We start from the raw sequence: 14,562 nt of genomic DNA on the forward strand, positions 1-14,562 counted from the left end.
ATCATCATCAGCTCGCTTCATCACTGGTGGTCACCCGAAGGGTGCCGTTGAACTTCCACACCGCACGCGGGGCATCGGGTCCGATGTCTCGGGGGACCTCGACGGTCATGTCCTGCAGCGTGTAGTTCACCGCGGCACCTCGGCCGGTGAGATAGGACCACATCTCTTGGCCGAGATCGGCCCAGTCCCCGATCTGATGGGGCTGGTTGCCCTGGGGGTTCACGCTCTCGGTTCGGGTGCTCTCAGTCATCGCCGCGTCTCCTGAACAGTGTCGGCCCCGCATCGCTGCGGTGCAGAGGATGGGTGAGCTCTCGCTCACCGTCATCTTGACCCGGAACACGTCCTTTTGGAAGAGCTGATGTGCCGCTGACCACACATTACGTCGTGTTACGCCGCGGGAGCCACGTGCCCAGGAGGGCTGGCCGTCACCCGCGCCTGATCCCGACGTAGACGGTGTTCGACGAGGTGCCTCCGGTGATGTGGTTCGCGAAGTCCACGACGTGCGCCTGGCAGTCGTCGAAGACGCTCGAGAGCGTGGCCATGAACTCCTCATCCGGCGGGTCATCGGACCACAGGGTGAAGACCCCGTGGTCGGCGAGGTGCCGGGCCAGCGCGGTCAGTCCCTGGGTGGTGTAGAGATCGGCATGGCTGGGGTCAAGGGTGTGCCGCGGCGAATGGTCGACGTCGAGCAGGATGACGTCGTGGCCGAGCGCGTCCGGCGCCGGGGGAGTCCGCATCACGGCGAAGAAGTCATCGTGGCGCAGCGTGGTCCGCGGGTCCTCGACCAGCTGGCTGGAGACGGGCAGCAGCTTGCGCTGGTGCCAGTCGATGACGGCAGGCAGCGCGTCGATGACCTGCAGCCGGGACACCCGCGCATCAGCGAGCGCGGTGACCGCGGTGTACCCCAGCCCGAGACCGCCGACGACGACGTCGAGCGTCTCGCCCCTCGCCGCGGCCAGGCCCAGGATCGACATCTGTTCCTCCGCCACCGTGAACAGGCTCGACATGAGGAACTCCTCGCCGAGCTTCACCTCATAGATCTGCGTGCCGGTGCCGGGCTCGGTGCGTCGGCGCAGCATCAGCTCGCCCATCGGCGTCTGCTGCCAGTCGAGCTCTTCGAACCGTGCGATCATACGGGTGCCTCTCCTCGATTGCGGGTCCATCCTACGCAGGGCGCAAGGCGCAGGACCGGGAGCGGCCTCAGGAATCCTCGGTCGCGAACTGGGTGCGGTAGAGCTCCGCATAGCGCCCGTCGGCCGCGAGCAGCTCGGTGTGGGTGCCGCGCTCCACGATCGTCCCGGCCTCGACCACCAGGATCGCGTCGGCGGCGCGCACGGTGGAGAGCCGGTGCGCGATCACCAGTGCGGTGCGCCCCACCAGGGCCTCGGTCAGCGCGGCCTGCACCGCGGCCTCGGAGGTGGAGTCCAGCGCGGCGGTGGCCTCATCGAGGATGACGACCTGGGGCTGGGCCAGCAGCAGCCGCGCCAGGGTCATGCGCTGACGCTCGCCGCCGGAGAGCCGGTAGCCGCGTTCCCCGACGACGGTGTCCAGGCCGTCGGGCATGGAATGCACGACCGATTCCAGCCGGGCCCGGCGGATCGCGTCCCAGACCTGCTCATCGGTGGCGCCCGGCGCCGGGAGGGTGAGGTTGGCCCGGATGGTGTCGTGGAACAGGTGCCCGTCCTGGGTGACCACGCCGAGGGTGGCGCGCAGCGAGGCGAAGGTGGTGTCGCGCAGATCCACCCCGGCCATCCGCACCGAGCCGGAGTCCACGTCGTAGAGCCGCGCCAGCAGTGCCGCGATGGTGGACTTGCCGGCCCCTGAGGAGCCCACGATGGCCACGGTCTGGCCGGGCTCCACGCGCAGACTGATCCCGTGGAGCACCTCCTCGCCGCCGCGCTGGTCCAGGGTGGCGACCTCTTCCAGGGAGGCCAGCGAGACCTTCTCCGCGGAGGGGTAGGAGAAGGTGACGTTGTCGAACTCGACCCCGGCCGGACCCTCGGGCAGCGGCGTGGCGTCGGGCTTCTCGGTGATCAGCGGCTTCAGGTCCAGGACCTCGAAGACCCGCTCGAAGCTGACCAGCGCGCTCATGACCTCGACCCGGGCGCTGGCCAGGGCGGTCAGCGGCGCATAGAGCCGGGTGAGCAGCAGGGCCAGAGACACCACGGCGCCGGCCTCGAGCTCGCCGACGATCGCGTAGAAGCCGCCCAGGCCGTAGACCAGCGCCAGCGCCAGTGCGGAGACCAGGGTCAGTGCGGTGATGAAGGTCGACTGCAGCATCGCGGTCTTGATCCCGATGTCCTGGACGCGGCGGGCGCGCCGTTCGAACTCCGCGGACTCCTCGTCGGGACGGCCGAAGAGCTTGATCAGCGTGGCGCCCGGGGCGGAGAAGCGTTCGGTCATCTGGGTGCCCATGGTGGCGTTGTGGTTCGCCGCCTCACGCTGCAGCGCGGCGAGCCGGCTGCCCATCAGGCGGGCCGGCACCACGAACACCGGCAGCAGCACCAGGGCCAGCAGTGTGACCTGCCAGGACAGCGAGAGCATCGCGATGATGGTCAGGATCACCATCACCAGGTTCCCGACGACGCCGGAGAGGGTGCCGCTGAAGGCGCGCTGCGCGCCGATGACGTCGTTGTTCAGCCGGCTCACCAGCGCGCCGGTGCGAGTACGGGTGAAGAACGCGATCGGCATCTTCTGCACGTGATCGAACACGGCGGTGCGCAGATCAAGGATCAGCCCCTCACCGATCTGCGAGGAGAGCCAGCGGCTGAGGATGTTGAACCCGGCGTCGGCCACCGCGATGATCGCGATCAGCACGGCCAGTCGTATGACGACACCCACCTCCTCCGAGCCGGTGATCGCATTGACCACCTGACCGGCCAGCAGCGGGGTCGCCACCGCCAGCGCGGCGGTGACCACCGAGAGGATCAGGAACCAGGTCAGCCGGGTCCGGTGGGGACGGGCGAACCGGCCGATGCGCGTCAGCGTCTCCCGGTTGAACGGCCGGTAGTCCTTCTTCGCGTGGGTCATGCTGTACAGCGAGCCCCATGCCGCGCGTTCCATGCTCACGCACAAACCCCCAAGATCTCCAGTGTTGCCGCGCTGACTGCAGCGGCGCCGTCGAGCGCACAGCCCACAACCGATATAACGCTACTCGCATTCCGGCAGGCTTCTTCACCCCAGGTCAGCCGGCCTTCGAGGCGGATCAGCCGCGGATCCTCGCCGCCATCCGGGGCCGCCGCATGTGAAGAGCATGTAAAACGTGCGCCGATTGTTCCACAATCCCTTGCTTGGATTGTTGAACAACAGTACTGTGAGCCGTGATCCACGGAATAGACGTATGTCACATGTGCACTGCGCACGGTGTCGACGGTGTTCCCCCTACTCACCCACGGAGGGCTCCTGTGGCTGACGCCTCAACCCCCAGATCGTCTTCAGCGGATGCACCCCGCACACCGAAGACCGAAGACACCCCACCGATCGACGACGCCACGCATCGCGACGGCACACACCGCGAAGCCACACTCAGTGACGGCACCGTGAGTGCCGGGCACCCTGGGCGCACCGAGACCGACAGTCCCGAAGCCAGCGGTCCGATGCTGATCCGGACCCGGCGCACCGCGCTGCTCGGGGCGATGTTCCTGATGGCCACCAGCGCGGTCGGACCGGGCTTCATCACCCAGACCGCCACCTTCACCTATCAGCTCGGCGCCGCCTTCGGCTTCGCGATCCTGATCTCGGTGCTGGTGGACATCGCCGTGCAGCTCAACGTCTGGCGGGTGCTCGGGGTCTCCGGGCTCTACGCCCAGACCCTGGGCAACCGGATCCTGCCCGGGCTCGGCTGGGCGCTCGCCGCACTGATCTTCTTCGGCGGAATCGTCTTCAACATCGGCAACATCGCCGGCGCCGGACTGGGCCTCAACGCCATGACCGGCATGGACGCCCGCATCGGCGGCGCGCTCTCGGTGATCCTGGCGCTGCTGATCTTCCTCTCCAAGAAGGCCGGCATCGCGCTGGACCGGATCGTCGTCGCCTGCGGCGCCGTGCTGATCCTGCTGATGATCTTCATGGCCGTCACCACCGCCCCGCCGCTGGGCGAGGCGCTGCGCCAGACCTTCGTGCCGGACCAGGTGGAGTTCCTGGTGATCACCACGCTGATCGGCGGCACCGTCGGCGGCTACATCACCTACGCCGGCGCCCACCGGCTGATCGCCTCGGGCAACACCGGAGTCGAGAACGTCAAGGCGATCTCGCAGACCTCGGTGCTCGGGATCATGGTCGCCACGCTCATCCGCTTCCTGCTCTTCCTGGCCGTCCTCGGGGTGGTCTCCACCGGCGTGGTCCTGGCAGAGGACAACGTCGCGGCGGATGCGTTCTCTGTGGCCCTCGGTGAGATCGGGCTGCGGGTCTTCGGCGCGGTCTTCTGGGTCGCCGCGATCACCTCGATCCTGGGCTGCACCTACACCACGGTCTCCTTCCTGACCACGAAGAACACCAAGGACCGCACCAAGAACCTGTACTTCTTCGGCTTCCTGGTGATCACCACCGCCGTGTACCTGATGCTGGGCCAGGCGCCCCAGACCCTGCTGATCATGGCCGGCGCGTTCAACGGCACCGTGCTTCCGCTGGGCTTCGCCGTGATCCTCTACGTCGCGTGGCGTCGCCGGGACCTGCTGCAGGGCTACAAGTACCCCAAGTGGCTGCTGATCCTCGGCGTCGTGGTCTGGCTGCTGACCATCTATATGGGCTACAACTCGCTGGGCGGTCTGGCCAGCCTCTGGACCGAGGGATGAGCCACGGCCCAGATCGCGTCGCGGTCAGCCCGGGGCAGCTGAGTCCCGCCGCAGCCCGCGCACAGTTCCGTGACGGGCTGCGGCGGCCCACCAGTGGCATCAGCCCCGGCTTCGCCCAGGTCAACCTGTTGGCCCTGCCCCGAGACCTGGCCTTCGACATGCTGCTCTTCGCCCAGCGCAACCCGAAGTCCTGCCCGGTGCTCGGCGTCTTCGAACCGGGACAGTTCCACGACGCCGGCGCGGCGAAACCGCTGCTGGCCGAGGGCGATCTGCGCACCGACATCCCGGCCTACCGGGTCTACCGCGACGGAGAGCTCATCGCCGAACCCGACGACGCGCTCGAGCACTGGCGCGAGGACCTGGTGGCCTTCCTCATCGGGTGCAGCTTCACCTTCGAGGCTCCGCTGCTCGAGGCCGGGATCCCGATCGCGCACATCGAACAGGGCGTCAACGTGCCGATGTACAAGACCGCGCTGCGCTGCACGCCGGCGGGGCGACTCGGCGGACCGCTGGTGGTCTCGATGCGTCCGCTGCCGGCAGGCCAGATCGCCGACGCGGTGCGGATCACCTCGCGCTATCCCGGCGTGCACGGCGCCCCGGTGCACATCGGCAGCCCCGCAGAGCTTGGCATCGCCGACCTCGGGGCACCGGACTTCGGTGATCCGGTCGAGATCCCCGCCGGTTGGACCCCGGTCTTCTGGGCCTGCGGGGTCACTCCGCAGGCAGCGGTGATGGAGTCCCGGCCTGAGCTCGCGATCAGCCACGCGCCGGGACACATGCTGATCACTGACCTGCCCAACGCCGCACTCCAGGTGCCCTGATGTCCGGACGCCACGCACGCAACGGTCTGCCTGCACTGGTTTAATTCCCAGTCCAGGGTGTGTGAAACCTCATGGGCTTAGACGCTCGACGGTCCTTGCGGGCCGTCTGGCCTCGGCCATACAGTCGAACTCATGAGCACCGAATCAACGCATACACCTTTCCCCGCCATCAGCGAGCTGCAGGGCACCCAGCTGGCCTTCGACGATCCGACCACCCGGCACAGCAAGATCTCCCCGCCGAAGCAGGATCAGGCCGAGCCGGGCCTGGAGGTGGACGCAGAGCCGACGCCGGACATCGGTCTGGACTCCTACCGAGGTCTCGGTCGCCTGCAGGGCCGCAAGGCTCTGGTGACCGGCGGTGACTCAGGGATCGGTGCCGCCACCGCGGTCGCCTTCGCCCGCGAAGGCGCCGATGTGGCCATCGCCTATCTCCCGGCCGAGGGCAAGGACGCCGAGCGCGTGATCGCAGCGATCGAAGCCGCCGGACGCACCGCCGTCGCGCTGCCCGGTGACCTGATGGACCAGCAGTACCGCGAGGGACTGGCCGATTCCGCCGCAGAGAAGCTGGGCGGCCTCGACATCCTGGTCAACAACGCCGGCAAGCAGATCATCAACGACTCCCTCGAGGAGCTGACCGATGAGCAGGTCGAGGAGGCCTTCCAGATCAACATCAAGTCGATGTACACGCTGACCCGCGCCGCGCTCAAGCACATGGGGCCAGGCTCGACCATCGTGAACTCCACCTCGATCCAGGCCTACCAGCCCAACCCGATGCTGCTGGACTACGCGGCCACCAAGGCCGCGATCAACAACTTCACCAAGGGCCTGGCGCAGCAGCTCGCGCCCCGAGGCATCCGGGTCAACGCCGTGGCTCCCGGCCCGGTCTGGACGATCATCCAGCCCACCCAGGGTCAGCCCAAGGAGAAGCTGCCCGAGTTCGGCCACGACACGCCGCTGGGCCGCCCCGGTCAGCCGGTGGAGATGGCGCCGGCCTTCGTGTTCCTGGCCTCCCCGGAGTCCAGCTACGTCAGCGGCGAGACGCTCAACGCCAACGGCGGCACACCGACGCCATAGTGCTCGCTGAGACCAGAGCAGCTTCCTGACCCAGAGCGACGGGGCGACGCAGATGCGTCGCCCCGTCGCTCTGCGTCAGCCACGCCCATCGAGCTCCGACCAGGCGCAGTGACCCAGGCGCAGTGACCCAGGGGTCAGCCGTCGTGACCTGGCGTCAGCCCTCGTGCGGGCTCGATGCGGCGCCGTCGTCGTCCTTGCCCCGGGGACCGGAGCGCGGGATCCGGCGCGCCACGCCCTGGTGCACGTCGTGGCGGCCATGGACTAGCCAGTAGAGCACCAGCGAGAGCACGACGACGCCGGCGCACATCGCGTACATGAAGCGGTAGTCCGCGAAGCTCACCAGCGGGCCCAGCAGCAGCGGAGAGAAGCCGAACCCGGCGTCGAGCATGATGAAGAAGGTCGAGATCCCGATGCTGGTGCGGTGCGCGGGAAGGTCCGAGGCGATGATCGCCTGGAGCACCGGCAGCAGCGAGCCGAAGCCGAACCCGGCCAGCACCCCCGCGGTGAGCAGCACCCCCTGGTTCGGAGCCCAGGCGAGCAGCCCCATCGCGACGATGTAGAAGATCACCGCCGGATACACCGCCCAGTTGTCCCCGAAGCGGTCCTGGATCCTGCCCATGAACAGCCTCGAGACCAGCACCGCTCCGGCATAGATCACGAAGAAGAGCGAGGCCGCGTCCACCATGTCCAGGCTTCGCGCGTAGCCGTTGAGGAACGTCATCACCGACGCGAAGCCGATGCCCAGCAGCATCGCCACCAGAGAGATCTTGAACGCCCGGGGCTCGATGATGTCCCGCGGGCGCAGGGTCAGCTTCTCGCGCAGACTGGTGCGCCACGGCTTGTCCTCGGGCAGACGCAGGAACAGCGAGAAGATCAGCGCGATCACCGAGACGATGGTGACCGCGACGAACATCGCCCAGAAGTCATAGCGCTGGGTCAGCTGGATCGCGGCCAGCGGTCCGATCGCCGGCGGCAGCGAGTTCGCCAAGAGGTAGTAGCCGGCACCCTCGCCGCGGCGGGTGCGCGGGATCATCGCGAAGACCCCGGCATTGAGCGCGGTCTGCCCGAAGCCGAACGAGATCCCGTGCACCGCGCGCAGCGCGATGAGCATCTCGTAGCTGTCGACCACCAGGTAGGCGAGACCGGCGAGCACGTAGACCACCAGACAGGCCAGCACGGTGCGCCGCCGGCCTAAGAAGTTCACGTACTTCCCGGCGAAGATCCGGGCGGCCAGCGCGCCGACCACGAAGGCGGAGGCGGCGAACCCGGCGGCGGTCTCCCCGGCCGAGAACTCCTCCGCGGCGTAGACCGCCAGACCCGTGACCAGGACGAAGAACACGATGGCCAGGAAGAGATTGATCACGATTGCCAGCAGGAAGTCCTTGGTGAAGAGCGGCTCCTTCGGAGCAGCGGAGGTCCTCTTGGCGGCGATCACAGCCCGATTCTTTCATGGTTCGCAGGGGAAACGACCCCTGGCGCCCGTGTTCTCGCTTACCACCGGGTCAGGGGATGAACACCTCGGTGTGGCACGCTTGGAGAATGATTCACAGCGTCCGGGAAGTGGGGCAGCGGGCCCTCCTCATCGAGGTCACCGCCGAGAAGGATCACCCCGCCCTGATGGCGCATCTTGCCGAGCAGCCCTTCACCGGCCAGATCGATGCCATTCCCGGGGTCAAGACCGTCCTGGTGGACTTCCGTCGGCGCCGCGACGCCCAGACTGCGCTCAAACAGGCCAAGCGGCTGAAGCTGCGCCGGCGCAGGCTCGCCGCAGCGGAGGACGCCGCAGGGGAGAAGACTGCCGCAACGGAGCGAGCCGGCGCGCCGACCCCAGCCATGGATCGCCCGACTCCGGCGCGACCTGCGCCGCAGATTCCCCAGGCCTACGCCCCGGCGCTCGCGCTGCAGCCGCGCGAGGCCGTGGTGGAGGTGCTGCCAGCCTCGGTCGGTGAGGCGCCGGGACAGATCCTGGTCCAGGACATGGGCCGCTACGGCTACGGCGCGAGCGGTGTGGGCCGGGCCGGGCCAGCCGACTTCTCCGCCGCGCGCCAAGCGAACCGGCTCATCGGCAACGACGACTCCGCTGCGGTCTTCGAGATCGCCGGCGGCGGCCTCAGCGTGCGGCTCTGTCAGACCTCGATCCTCGCCGTGACCGGCGCCGAGGTGTCCCTGGAGGTCCTCACCCAGGAAGCGGTGCCGACCTCCCGGGGCGGCACCGAGATCGCCCAGACCATCGAGCGTACCCGCTCTGCCCCGGGCCGCGCGCCGTTCTGGGTCTTCCCCGGAGAGGTGCTGCACCTCGGGGCGCCGCAGCGCGGGGTCTACAGCTATCTGGGCATCTCCGGCGGGCTCGAGGCGCCCGTGGTCCTGGGCAGCGCCTCCACGGACATCGGTGCTGGGATCGGGCCGGCCCCGGTTCAGGCGGGAGACCGCTTCGGACTGGCCGGCGCGGCGTCGCGCTTCGTGGGCATCGCCTCGGTGGCGCCCACCCCGCTGCCGCTGCCGCAGCAGGCCACTGTGCTGCGCTACGCCCCGGGCCCGAGGGTCGAGTTTTTCGGCACCCGCCGGGCCAGCACCGCCGGGCTCGCCCGGCTCGAGGGTCAGCCCTGGGAGGTCATGATCGAGTCCAGCCGGGCGAGCCTGGTGCTCGAGGGAGACGATCCGATCCGGCGGACCCAGTCCGAGGCGCTGCCGGCGGAACCGCTGATGCGCGGATCCATCTGGGTCACCGACTCCGGCCAGCCCGCCGTGGCGCTGGCCGAACACCCGGTGACCAGCTCGGACCCGGTGCTCGGAGTCGTGGTGCGCGAAGACCTCTCGCTGGCGGCACAGCTGCCGCGCGGCGCTGAGGTGCGATTCCAGGCCGTGGACCCCGAGACGCTGGGTGCAGTCAGAACTCGATGAGATAATGGCCGACGTCGCGGTGCCCCAGCGCGGGCGCCACCTCCGCTTCCCCCGACCTTTGTGACCGAGGAGTCCATCATCTCTGCCGAGTACTCTGCCTCCCAGACCAGCCCACAGGGCGACGTCGCGTCCCCGCCCTCCGCGCAGGTTGCTGATGCGCCGATCCCGACGCGCCGCACCTCCCTGCCGGGGAACCTGATCCGTGGAGCGATGATCGGCACCGTGGAGACGGTCCCCGGAGTCTCCGGAGGCACCGTCGCGCTGGTGGTCGGGATCTACCGGCAGCTCATCGATTCGGCCTCCCACGTGGTCTCCGCCGGCCGGACCTTGATCACGGGACCGGACCGTCGGGAAGGATCCCTGCACCATCTGCGCCTGGTCGACTGGAAGATCATCATCCCGGTCATGGTGGGCATGATCATCGCGGTGTTCACCGTGGCCGGTCCGATGGCCACGGCCGTGGAGACCTACCCCGAGCTGACCCGCGCGACCTTCTTCGGCATGGTGCTCGCCTCGATCCTCGTGCCGCTGCAGATGGCCTGGCAGGACCGCTCGGGTCCGCTGAAGGCCTCGCACCTGCTGGCGGGCATCCTCGCGGCGGCGCTGACCTTCTGGCTGGTCTCGCTGCCGCCGACCGCCGTGGAGCCCACCTGGTATGTGATCCTGCCTGCGGCCGCGATCGCCGTCTCAGCGCTGCTGCTGCCCGGGCTCTCCGGATCCTTCCTGCTGCTGACCTTCGGCCTGTACGAGCCCACGCTGCGCGCCGCGGCAGACTTCGACCTCGCCTACCTGAGCATCTTCGCGCTCGGAATGGTGCTGGGCGTGATCAGCATCGTCAAGGGCCTGAAATGGCTGCTGGATCACCGCCACCGGATCACCATGGTGGTGCTCACCGGTGTCATGGTGGGGGCGCTGCGCACACTGTGGCCCTGGCAGGACGAGGGCCGGACGCTCCTGGGTCCCGGAGAGAACCTCGGGGTGGCCCTCGGTCTGGGAGCCGCCGGATTCGCCGTCGTCCTGGTGCTGGTGCTCCTGGACTACCGGCTCTCCCAGCGCCAGACGCGGTAGCGATGGCGAGCCCCGAGCCAGGGCCGAGAACGACGACGCCGGGGCGCCCGCGCACGCTGCTGCTGTTCGGCGCGGCATTGAACCTCGTCCCGCCGGCCGGCTTCGCCCTGGCCATGTCCCGGCTGATCAGCGCGGAGCAGCTCAGCCTGGTGGCCGGCACCGGGTCCCTCGCCGCCGCGCTGTGCACGCTCTACGCGCTGTACCTCGCCGCGCTGCGCCGCAGCCTCCGGGGGCTCCTCGGTGGGGTGGCGCTGCTGGCGGCGGTGTTCTTCATCGGCGGCGACGCCCTGGTCCGTGCGATGCCGGCGGAGAGCCTCGGACCTGGACTGGTCCCGTTCGCGGGACTCCTGCTGCACCTCTCGGCCGCCGTCACGCTGTTCACCCTGGGGCTGGTCTACCAGGATCCGAGAACCGCAGCGCGGCGGCGCTGAGGAAGGACGGCGCCGGCACCGGAGGCTTCTTGAAGCGGCGCAGCTGCTCGAGGGTGAGCGAGCTCCAGCTCCGGCACGCACGGGTCCCCGAGACGAAGACGGTGAGCGTGCCCGCGGCGTCGACGACCGCAGCCGGGTCGCAGACGCCGCTCCCCATCCACGCGGGCGTGTCCGGGGTGTCGGTGTCCAGGATGCGTTCGGGGGCACTCCACCTCGTCCGCCGCGGACTGGGAGTCTCCGCGTGCATGATCCAGAGTCCCTGGGGCGGATAGGGCGCGGTGCCGTGCAGGTTCGTGCCGCGTGCCAGCAGCATCGCCCAGGTCTCCCCGAGGCGCACCGGCGCGACGTCGAAGAATCCCTCCGCGGACAGCGCGAACACCTCAGGCGTGGTCCACCCGGAGATGCCGTTCGCGCTGGTGCTGGAGCGCAGCTCGTAGTCGGGCTGCTCGCCCGGGGCGACCTCGTGCGGAGCTGCCAAGAACCACATGATGTAACGGTCGCCGTGCTGGAGCACCCGGGGCTCCAAGACGCTGGGCCGGGGGCCACGTCCGGTGAGGATCGGCGCGGTCCGGCGGACCCAGCGGCCCTGGTGTTCCTCGAGCACGCCGATCGCGTAGCTGCTCCCGGGCCCGACGTGGCGGCGCGAGGCCCGACCGGCGTAGTAGATCCGCGCCGGAGCCTCTGCCGAGGCGGGCACGTAGGACGGGGTGTGCATCCCGCCGCGGTCCCAGGCCGCGGGGGCGGCGTCCTCGATCAGCGCCGCAGCACGGCCACGGGCATCGACGTCCAGGGTCCATGGCGCGGTCGCCGGGTCTGCTCTCCGCGGCGCCCTGGCGGTATAGAGCCGGTTCCGGAAGGTGGTCGAGAATCCGCCGAGAAACAGCGTCCAGTGTTCGTCGTCGCCGTGGAGGTCTCCGACCCCGACGCCCAACAGGCCACGCGGCATCGGTCCGTCGACCATGTCCCAGAGCACCCGTGCCGAGGTGAGCTTCATGACCTCAGACTAGCTCGGAGGGCAGGCCGGCCGAGGGATCAGTCCAGCACGGCCGTGGCCTCCACCTCGACCAGGACGTCCGGTTCGAACAGGAAGTCCACGCCGATCAGGGACGAGGGTGGCAGCGGGATCGGCAGTCCGAGCTCCTGCGCGACCGATTCGACGCCGCCCATGAACGCCTCGATCTTCTCCGGGCGCCAGTCGGTCACGTAGAACGTCAGGCGCACCACGTCCGTGAACCCGGCGCCGGCACTGGCGAGCGCGATATGCACGTTGCGCAGGACGGCGGCCACCTGCCCGGCGAGATCCCCGGGTGCCGCCGGTGCTCCGTCTGCAGCGCGCGCGGTCTGCCCGGAGATGTAGACCTGACGAGTTCCGGTCGCCACGGCCACGTGATGGTAGGGAACCGGCTGCATCAGACCGGTGGGGGAGGTGAGTTCGACGCTCATGTCATGCTCCTCGGCTAGTAGGTATTCTATTGATACCTCGTAGCCCAGAGTCACTTCAACGAAACCAGGTGTCATGACGGAGACCACGCCCACGCTGCCCTTCGAGATCAGCGCACCGCATCGGGAGCTGCTGAATCAGGTGCTCGACAAATGGTCGCTGGAGGTGCTGAACCAGCTGTGCGAGAGTCCGGCGCGCTTCAGCGAGCTCCGCCGCACCATTCCCTCCGTGACGCAGAAGTCCCTGACCGCGACCTTGCGCCGGCTCGAACGCAATGGGGTCATCGAGCGCATGGTTCTGGGCACGCGTCCAGTGGCCGTGGAATATCGGATCACCGGACTGGGCAAGACCCTGCGACCGCCGATCGAGGAGATCCTCGGCTGGGCGAGCGCGCAGATGCCCAGGATCGAGGCCGCACGGGCGCGGTTCGACCAGGAGCGTGACCGTGAATCCGGGGTCTGATCAGCGCACGGGGTTCGAACGGTGCTGGAACCTCACGCCTTGGTCCAGATGTGGAGCAGATACCCGTAGGAGAGGCCGAGCCGCTCCGGGTGTCTGAGGAGCCAGTCCCCGGCGACGTCGGCGGGGAACTTCAGGTTCAGGACCCGCTCCAGGTCGCTGCGGCTATGGAACTGCCACCGGCTCATCACCGCCGCGGTCCGGGCGCTCTTCTCCCGCCACCAGTCGGAGGGGTAGCCGTCCCGACCCTGCGCGGCGGCTGGGGCGCTGGTCCGCAGCAGCGCCGCGAACTCACCGAGCACGTGGTCGTTGTCGATCACCACGAGCCGGCCCCCGGGACGCAGCACCCGAGCGGCCTCCTCCAGGCCCGCCGACGGGTCGAAGTCCTCGGAGGGGAAGAAGTAGGCGAAGCGCGCATGGACCACATCGACGCTGGAATCGGCGAGCGGAATATGTTCCGCCGACCCGTGGAAGACCTTTGCCCGACGAGTGCGGCCGCGGGCCGCATCGAGCAGCCGCTCATCCGGCTCGATCCCGATCGTCTTCTCCGACTCGGAGTACTTCTGCAGCCAATAGCCCGAGCCGCAGCCGAGATCCACCAGCACCTTGTGTCGCCAGTCGGCGGCCTGGCGGAGGGCAGTCCACAGCACACCCTGAGGGTCGATCGCCTCATTCTCGATCTCGTAGACCGCCGGATCAGCGCCCTGGTTCGCCGCCGGGACGAAGTCGTGGAGAGCCATGACGTGATTCTTGCAGAGTTCGACGCGCTGACAAGGGGTGTCGTGGCGGAACTTATCCGGTTGCAACGGTGGGTCAGGTGCCGGAGACTTCGGCAGCGCGCCACCCTAAGCTTGGACCATGCCGTCACGGCTCCCCTCCTTCTCAGGGCGCCCCATGGAGCTCTCCCTGCCCTTCACCGGTCCCTGGAAGGTGCAGAACAGCCCAGCGAACCGTGTGCCGAGCCACGGCACCGATCTCTTCGGCATCCGATACGCCATCGACTTCATCGCCGTGGACGCCCGTGGTCGGACCGCCGGGTCGAGGAGCTGGCGCAGCACCCTGGCCACGGAGCCGCCGCAGCTGTTCTTCGCCTATGGCCAAGAGGTGCTGGCACCGTGCCCAGGGACCGTACGAGTGGTCCACGACGGTGAAGATGACCACGCGGCCCGGCGATCGCAGGTGAACCTGATCGGCTACATGCTCGGTCAGCCGGCGCGGATCCGTGAGGGACCGGCGGCCATCGCCGGGAACCACGTGATCATCGAGGAGCCGCTGAGCGGGAGCTTCCTCGCCCTGGTGCACCTGCAGCGCGGATCGATCCGATTCTCGCCCGGAGCGCAGGTCTCCACCGGAGACGTGCTGGCCCAGTGCGGCTACAGCGGGAACTCCACCCAGCCGCATCTCCATCTCCAGGCCATGGACAGCCTGGACCTGCCCCGCGCGCACGGCACGCCGATCGCGTTCCGGAACTTCTGCGAACAGCTCCGCAGCGGCGAGACGGCCCTGATCCAGCGCGGCGTCCCGACCAACTCCTCCGTGGTGCAGCCCGTCCGGCCGGTGCGGCCCTGACGGTG

At 68.9% G+C, this 14,562-nt stretch carries 15 protein-coding genes; 8 read left to right on the top strand and 7 right to left on the bottom strand.

Features of this window, described 5'->3' with window-relative positions; translation table 11 throughout:
- Positions 1 to 7 precede the first annotated feature (7 nt).
- The 3 genes from BCL67_RS02500 to BCL67_RS02510 all read right to left on the bottom strand — a co-directional run bounded on the left by BCL67_RS02500 (position 8) and on the right by BCL67_RS02510 (position 3,069).
- A complete protein-coding gene (locus BCL67_RS02500; protein WP_106121881.1) occupies positions 8 to 250 on the bottom strand; it encodes a hypothetical protein in 243 nt (80 codons plus the stop codon).
- 175 nt (positions 251 to 425) lie between these two features.
- Positions 426 to 1,133 (bottom strand): spermidine synthase, encoded by a 708-nt coding sequence (locus BCL67_RS02505; RefSeq protein WP_106121882.1) that lies wholly within the window; start codon positions 1,131 to 1,133, stop codon positions 426 to 428.
- A 67-nt stretch (positions 1,134 to 1,200) separates the two neighbouring features.
- The gene (locus BCL67_RS02510; protein WP_106121883.1) at positions 1,201 to 3,069 is read right to left on the bottom strand and encodes an ABC transporter ATP-binding protein; all 1,869 of its coding nucleotides are present in this window, start codon (positions 3,067 to 3,069) and stop codon (positions 1,201 to 1,203) included.
- A 527-nt stretch (positions 3,070 to 3,596) separates the two neighbouring features.
- Here BCL67_RS02510 and BCL67_RS02515 point away from each other — a divergent pair.
- The 3 genes from BCL67_RS02515 to BCL67_RS02525 all read left to right on the top strand — a co-directional run bounded on the left by BCL67_RS02515 (position 3,597) and on the right by BCL67_RS02525 (position 6,688).
- Positions 3,597 to 4,793 carry an NRAMP family divalent metal transporter gene (locus BCL67_RS02515; protein ID WP_106121932.1) on the top strand — a complete coding sequence of 399 codons (1,197 nt, stop codon included), beginning with the start codon at positions 3,597 to 3,599 and terminating at the stop codon, positions 4,791 to 4,793.
- On the top strand, positions 4,790 to 5,614 hold the full coding sequence (locus BCL67_RS02520) for a putative hydro-lyase (protein ID WP_106121884.1): 825 nt from the start codon (positions 4,790 to 4,792) through the stop codon (positions 5,612 to 5,614). The genes BCL67_RS02515 and BCL67_RS02520 overlap by 4 nt, the downstream gene beginning before the upstream one ends.
- Positions 5,615 to 5,746: 132 nt before the next feature.
- The gene (locus tag BCL67_RS02525) at positions 5,747 to 6,688 is read left to right on the top strand and encodes an SDR family oxidoreductase (RefSeq protein WP_106121885.1); all 942 of its coding nucleotides are present in this window, start codon (positions 5,747 to 5,749) and stop codon (positions 6,686 to 6,688) included.
- Between the two features lie 154 nt (positions 6,689 to 6,842).
- Here the strand turns inward: BCL67_RS02525 and BCL67_RS02530 are convergent, their stop codons facing one another.
- Positions 6,843 to 8,123 (bottom strand): MFS transporter, encoded by a 1,281-nt coding sequence (locus tag BCL67_RS02530; RefSeq protein WP_106121886.1) that lies wholly within the window; start codon positions 8,121 to 8,123, stop codon positions 6,843 to 6,845.
- Positions 8,124 to 8,227: 104 nt separating this feature from the next.
- Between BCL67_RS02530 and BCL67_RS02535 the strand changes: the two genes are divergently transcribed.
- From BCL67_RS02535 to BCL67_RS02545, 3 genes are read left to right on the top strand one after another with little or no spacing between them, the layout of a single operon-like run.
- Positions 8,228 to 9,589, top strand: coding sequence for a 5-oxoprolinase subunit C family protein (locus tag BCL67_RS02535; RefSeq protein ID WP_181255859.1), 1,362 nt, complete (start codon positions 8,228 to 8,230; stop codon positions 9,587 to 9,589).
- Between the two features lie 60 nt (positions 9,590 to 9,649).
- Positions 9,650 to 10,657: a DUF368 domain-containing protein gene (locus BCL67_RS02540; protein ID WP_258174695.1), complete on the top strand. Its 1,008-nt coding sequence runs from the start codon at positions 9,650 to 9,652 to the stop codon at positions 10,655 to 10,657.
- A 2-nt stretch (positions 10,658 to 10,659) separates the two neighbouring features.
- Positions 10,660 to 11,088, top strand: a complete 429-nt coding sequence (locus BCL67_RS02545) for a solute carrier organic anion transporter (protein ID WP_146131059.1) — start codon at positions 10,660 to 10,662, stop codon at positions 11,086 to 11,088.
- Here the strand turns inward: BCL67_RS02545 and BCL67_RS02550 are convergent.
- A complete protein-coding gene (locus BCL67_RS02550) occupies positions 11,036 to 12,082 on the bottom strand; it encodes a hypothetical protein (RefSeq protein WP_219886350.1) in 1,047 nt (348 codons plus the stop codon). The genes BCL67_RS02545 and BCL67_RS02550 overlap by 53 nt on opposite strands.
- 38 nt (positions 12,083 to 12,120) lie before the next feature.
- Entirely contained in the window at positions 12,121 to 12,531 is a 411-nt protein-coding gene (locus BCL67_RS02555) for a RidA family protein (RefSeq protein WP_106121889.1), read from the bottom strand.
- Between the two features lie 73 nt (positions 12,532 to 12,604).
- Between BCL67_RS02555 and BCL67_RS02560 the strand changes: the two genes are divergently transcribed.
- Complete coding sequence (locus BCL67_RS02560) at positions 12,605 to 12,991, top strand: winged helix-turn-helix transcriptional regulator (RefSeq protein WP_106121890.1); 387 nt, start codon at positions 12,605 to 12,607, stop codon at positions 12,989 to 12,991.
- Between the two features lie 32 nt (positions 12,992 to 13,023).
- On the opposite strand, the gene BCL67_RS02565 is transcribed toward BCL67_RS02560, so the two are convergent.
- Entirely contained in the window at positions 13,024 to 13,728 is a 705-nt protein-coding gene (locus tag BCL67_RS02565) for a class I SAM-dependent methyltransferase (RefSeq protein ID WP_106121891.1), read from the bottom strand.
- Positions 13,729 to 13,846: 118 nt separating this feature from the next.
- Here BCL67_RS02565 and BCL67_RS02570 point away from each other — a divergent pair, with 118 nt between their 5' ends.
- Positions 13,847 to 14,557: a M23 family metallopeptidase gene (locus BCL67_RS02570; protein WP_106121892.1), complete on the top strand. Its 711-nt coding sequence runs from the start codon at positions 13,847 to 13,849 to the stop codon at positions 14,555 to 14,557.
- Positions 14,558 to 14,562 lie beyond the last annotated feature (5 nt).

Source organism: Nesterenkonia sandarakina, assembly GCF_003003175.1.
GTDB lineage: Bacteria > Actinomycetota > Actinomycetes > Actinomycetales > Micrococcaceae > Nesterenkonia > Nesterenkonia sandarakina_A.

Coding starts and splice junctions, on each gene's coding strand:
- BCL67_RS02500 (WP_106121881.1), bottom strand. CDS start 250: ATGACTGAGAGCACCCGAACCGAGAGCGTGAACCCCCAGGGCAACCAG.
- BCL67_RS02505 (WP_106121882.1), bottom strand. CDS start 1,133: ATGATCGCACGGTTCGAAGAGCTCGACTGGCAGCAGACGCCGATGGGC.
- BCL67_RS02515 (WP_106121932.1), top strand. CDS start 3,597: ATGCTGATCCGGACCCGGCGCACCGCGCTGCTCGGGGCGATGTTCCTG.
- BCL67_RS02520 (WP_106121884.1), top strand. CDS start 4,790: ATGAGCCACGGCCCAGATCGCGTCGCGGTCAGCCCGGGGCAGCTGAGT.
- BCL67_RS02525 (WP_106121885.1), top strand. CDS start 5,747: ATGAGCACCGAATCAACGCATACACCTTTCCCCGCCATCAGCGAGCTG.
- BCL67_RS02535 (WP_181255859.1), top strand. CDS start 8,228: ATGATTCACAGCGTCCGGGAAGTGGGGCAGCGGGCCCTCCTCATCGAG.
- BCL67_RS02545 (WP_146131059.1), top strand. CDS start 10,660: ATGGCGAGCCCCGAGCCAGGGCCGAGAACGACGACGCCGGGGCGCCCG.
- BCL67_RS02550 (WP_219886350.1), bottom strand. CDS start 12,082: ATGAAGCTCACCTCGGCACGGGTGCTCTGGGACATGGTCGACGGACCG.
- BCL67_RS02555 (WP_106121889.1), bottom strand. CDS start 12,531: ATGAGCGTCGAACTCACCTCCCCCACCGGTCTGATGCAGCCGGTTCCC.
- BCL67_RS02560 (WP_106121890.1), top strand. CDS start 12,605: ATGACGGAGACCACGCCCACGCTGCCCTTCGAGATCAGCGCACCGCAT.
- BCL67_RS02565 (WP_106121891.1), bottom strand. CDS start 13,728: ATGGCTCTCCACGACTTCGTCCCGGCGGCGAACCAGGGCGCTGATCCG.
- BCL67_RS02570 (WP_106121892.1), top strand. CDS start 13,847: ATGCCGTCACGGCTCCCCTCCTTCTCAGGGCGCCCCATGGAGCTCTCC.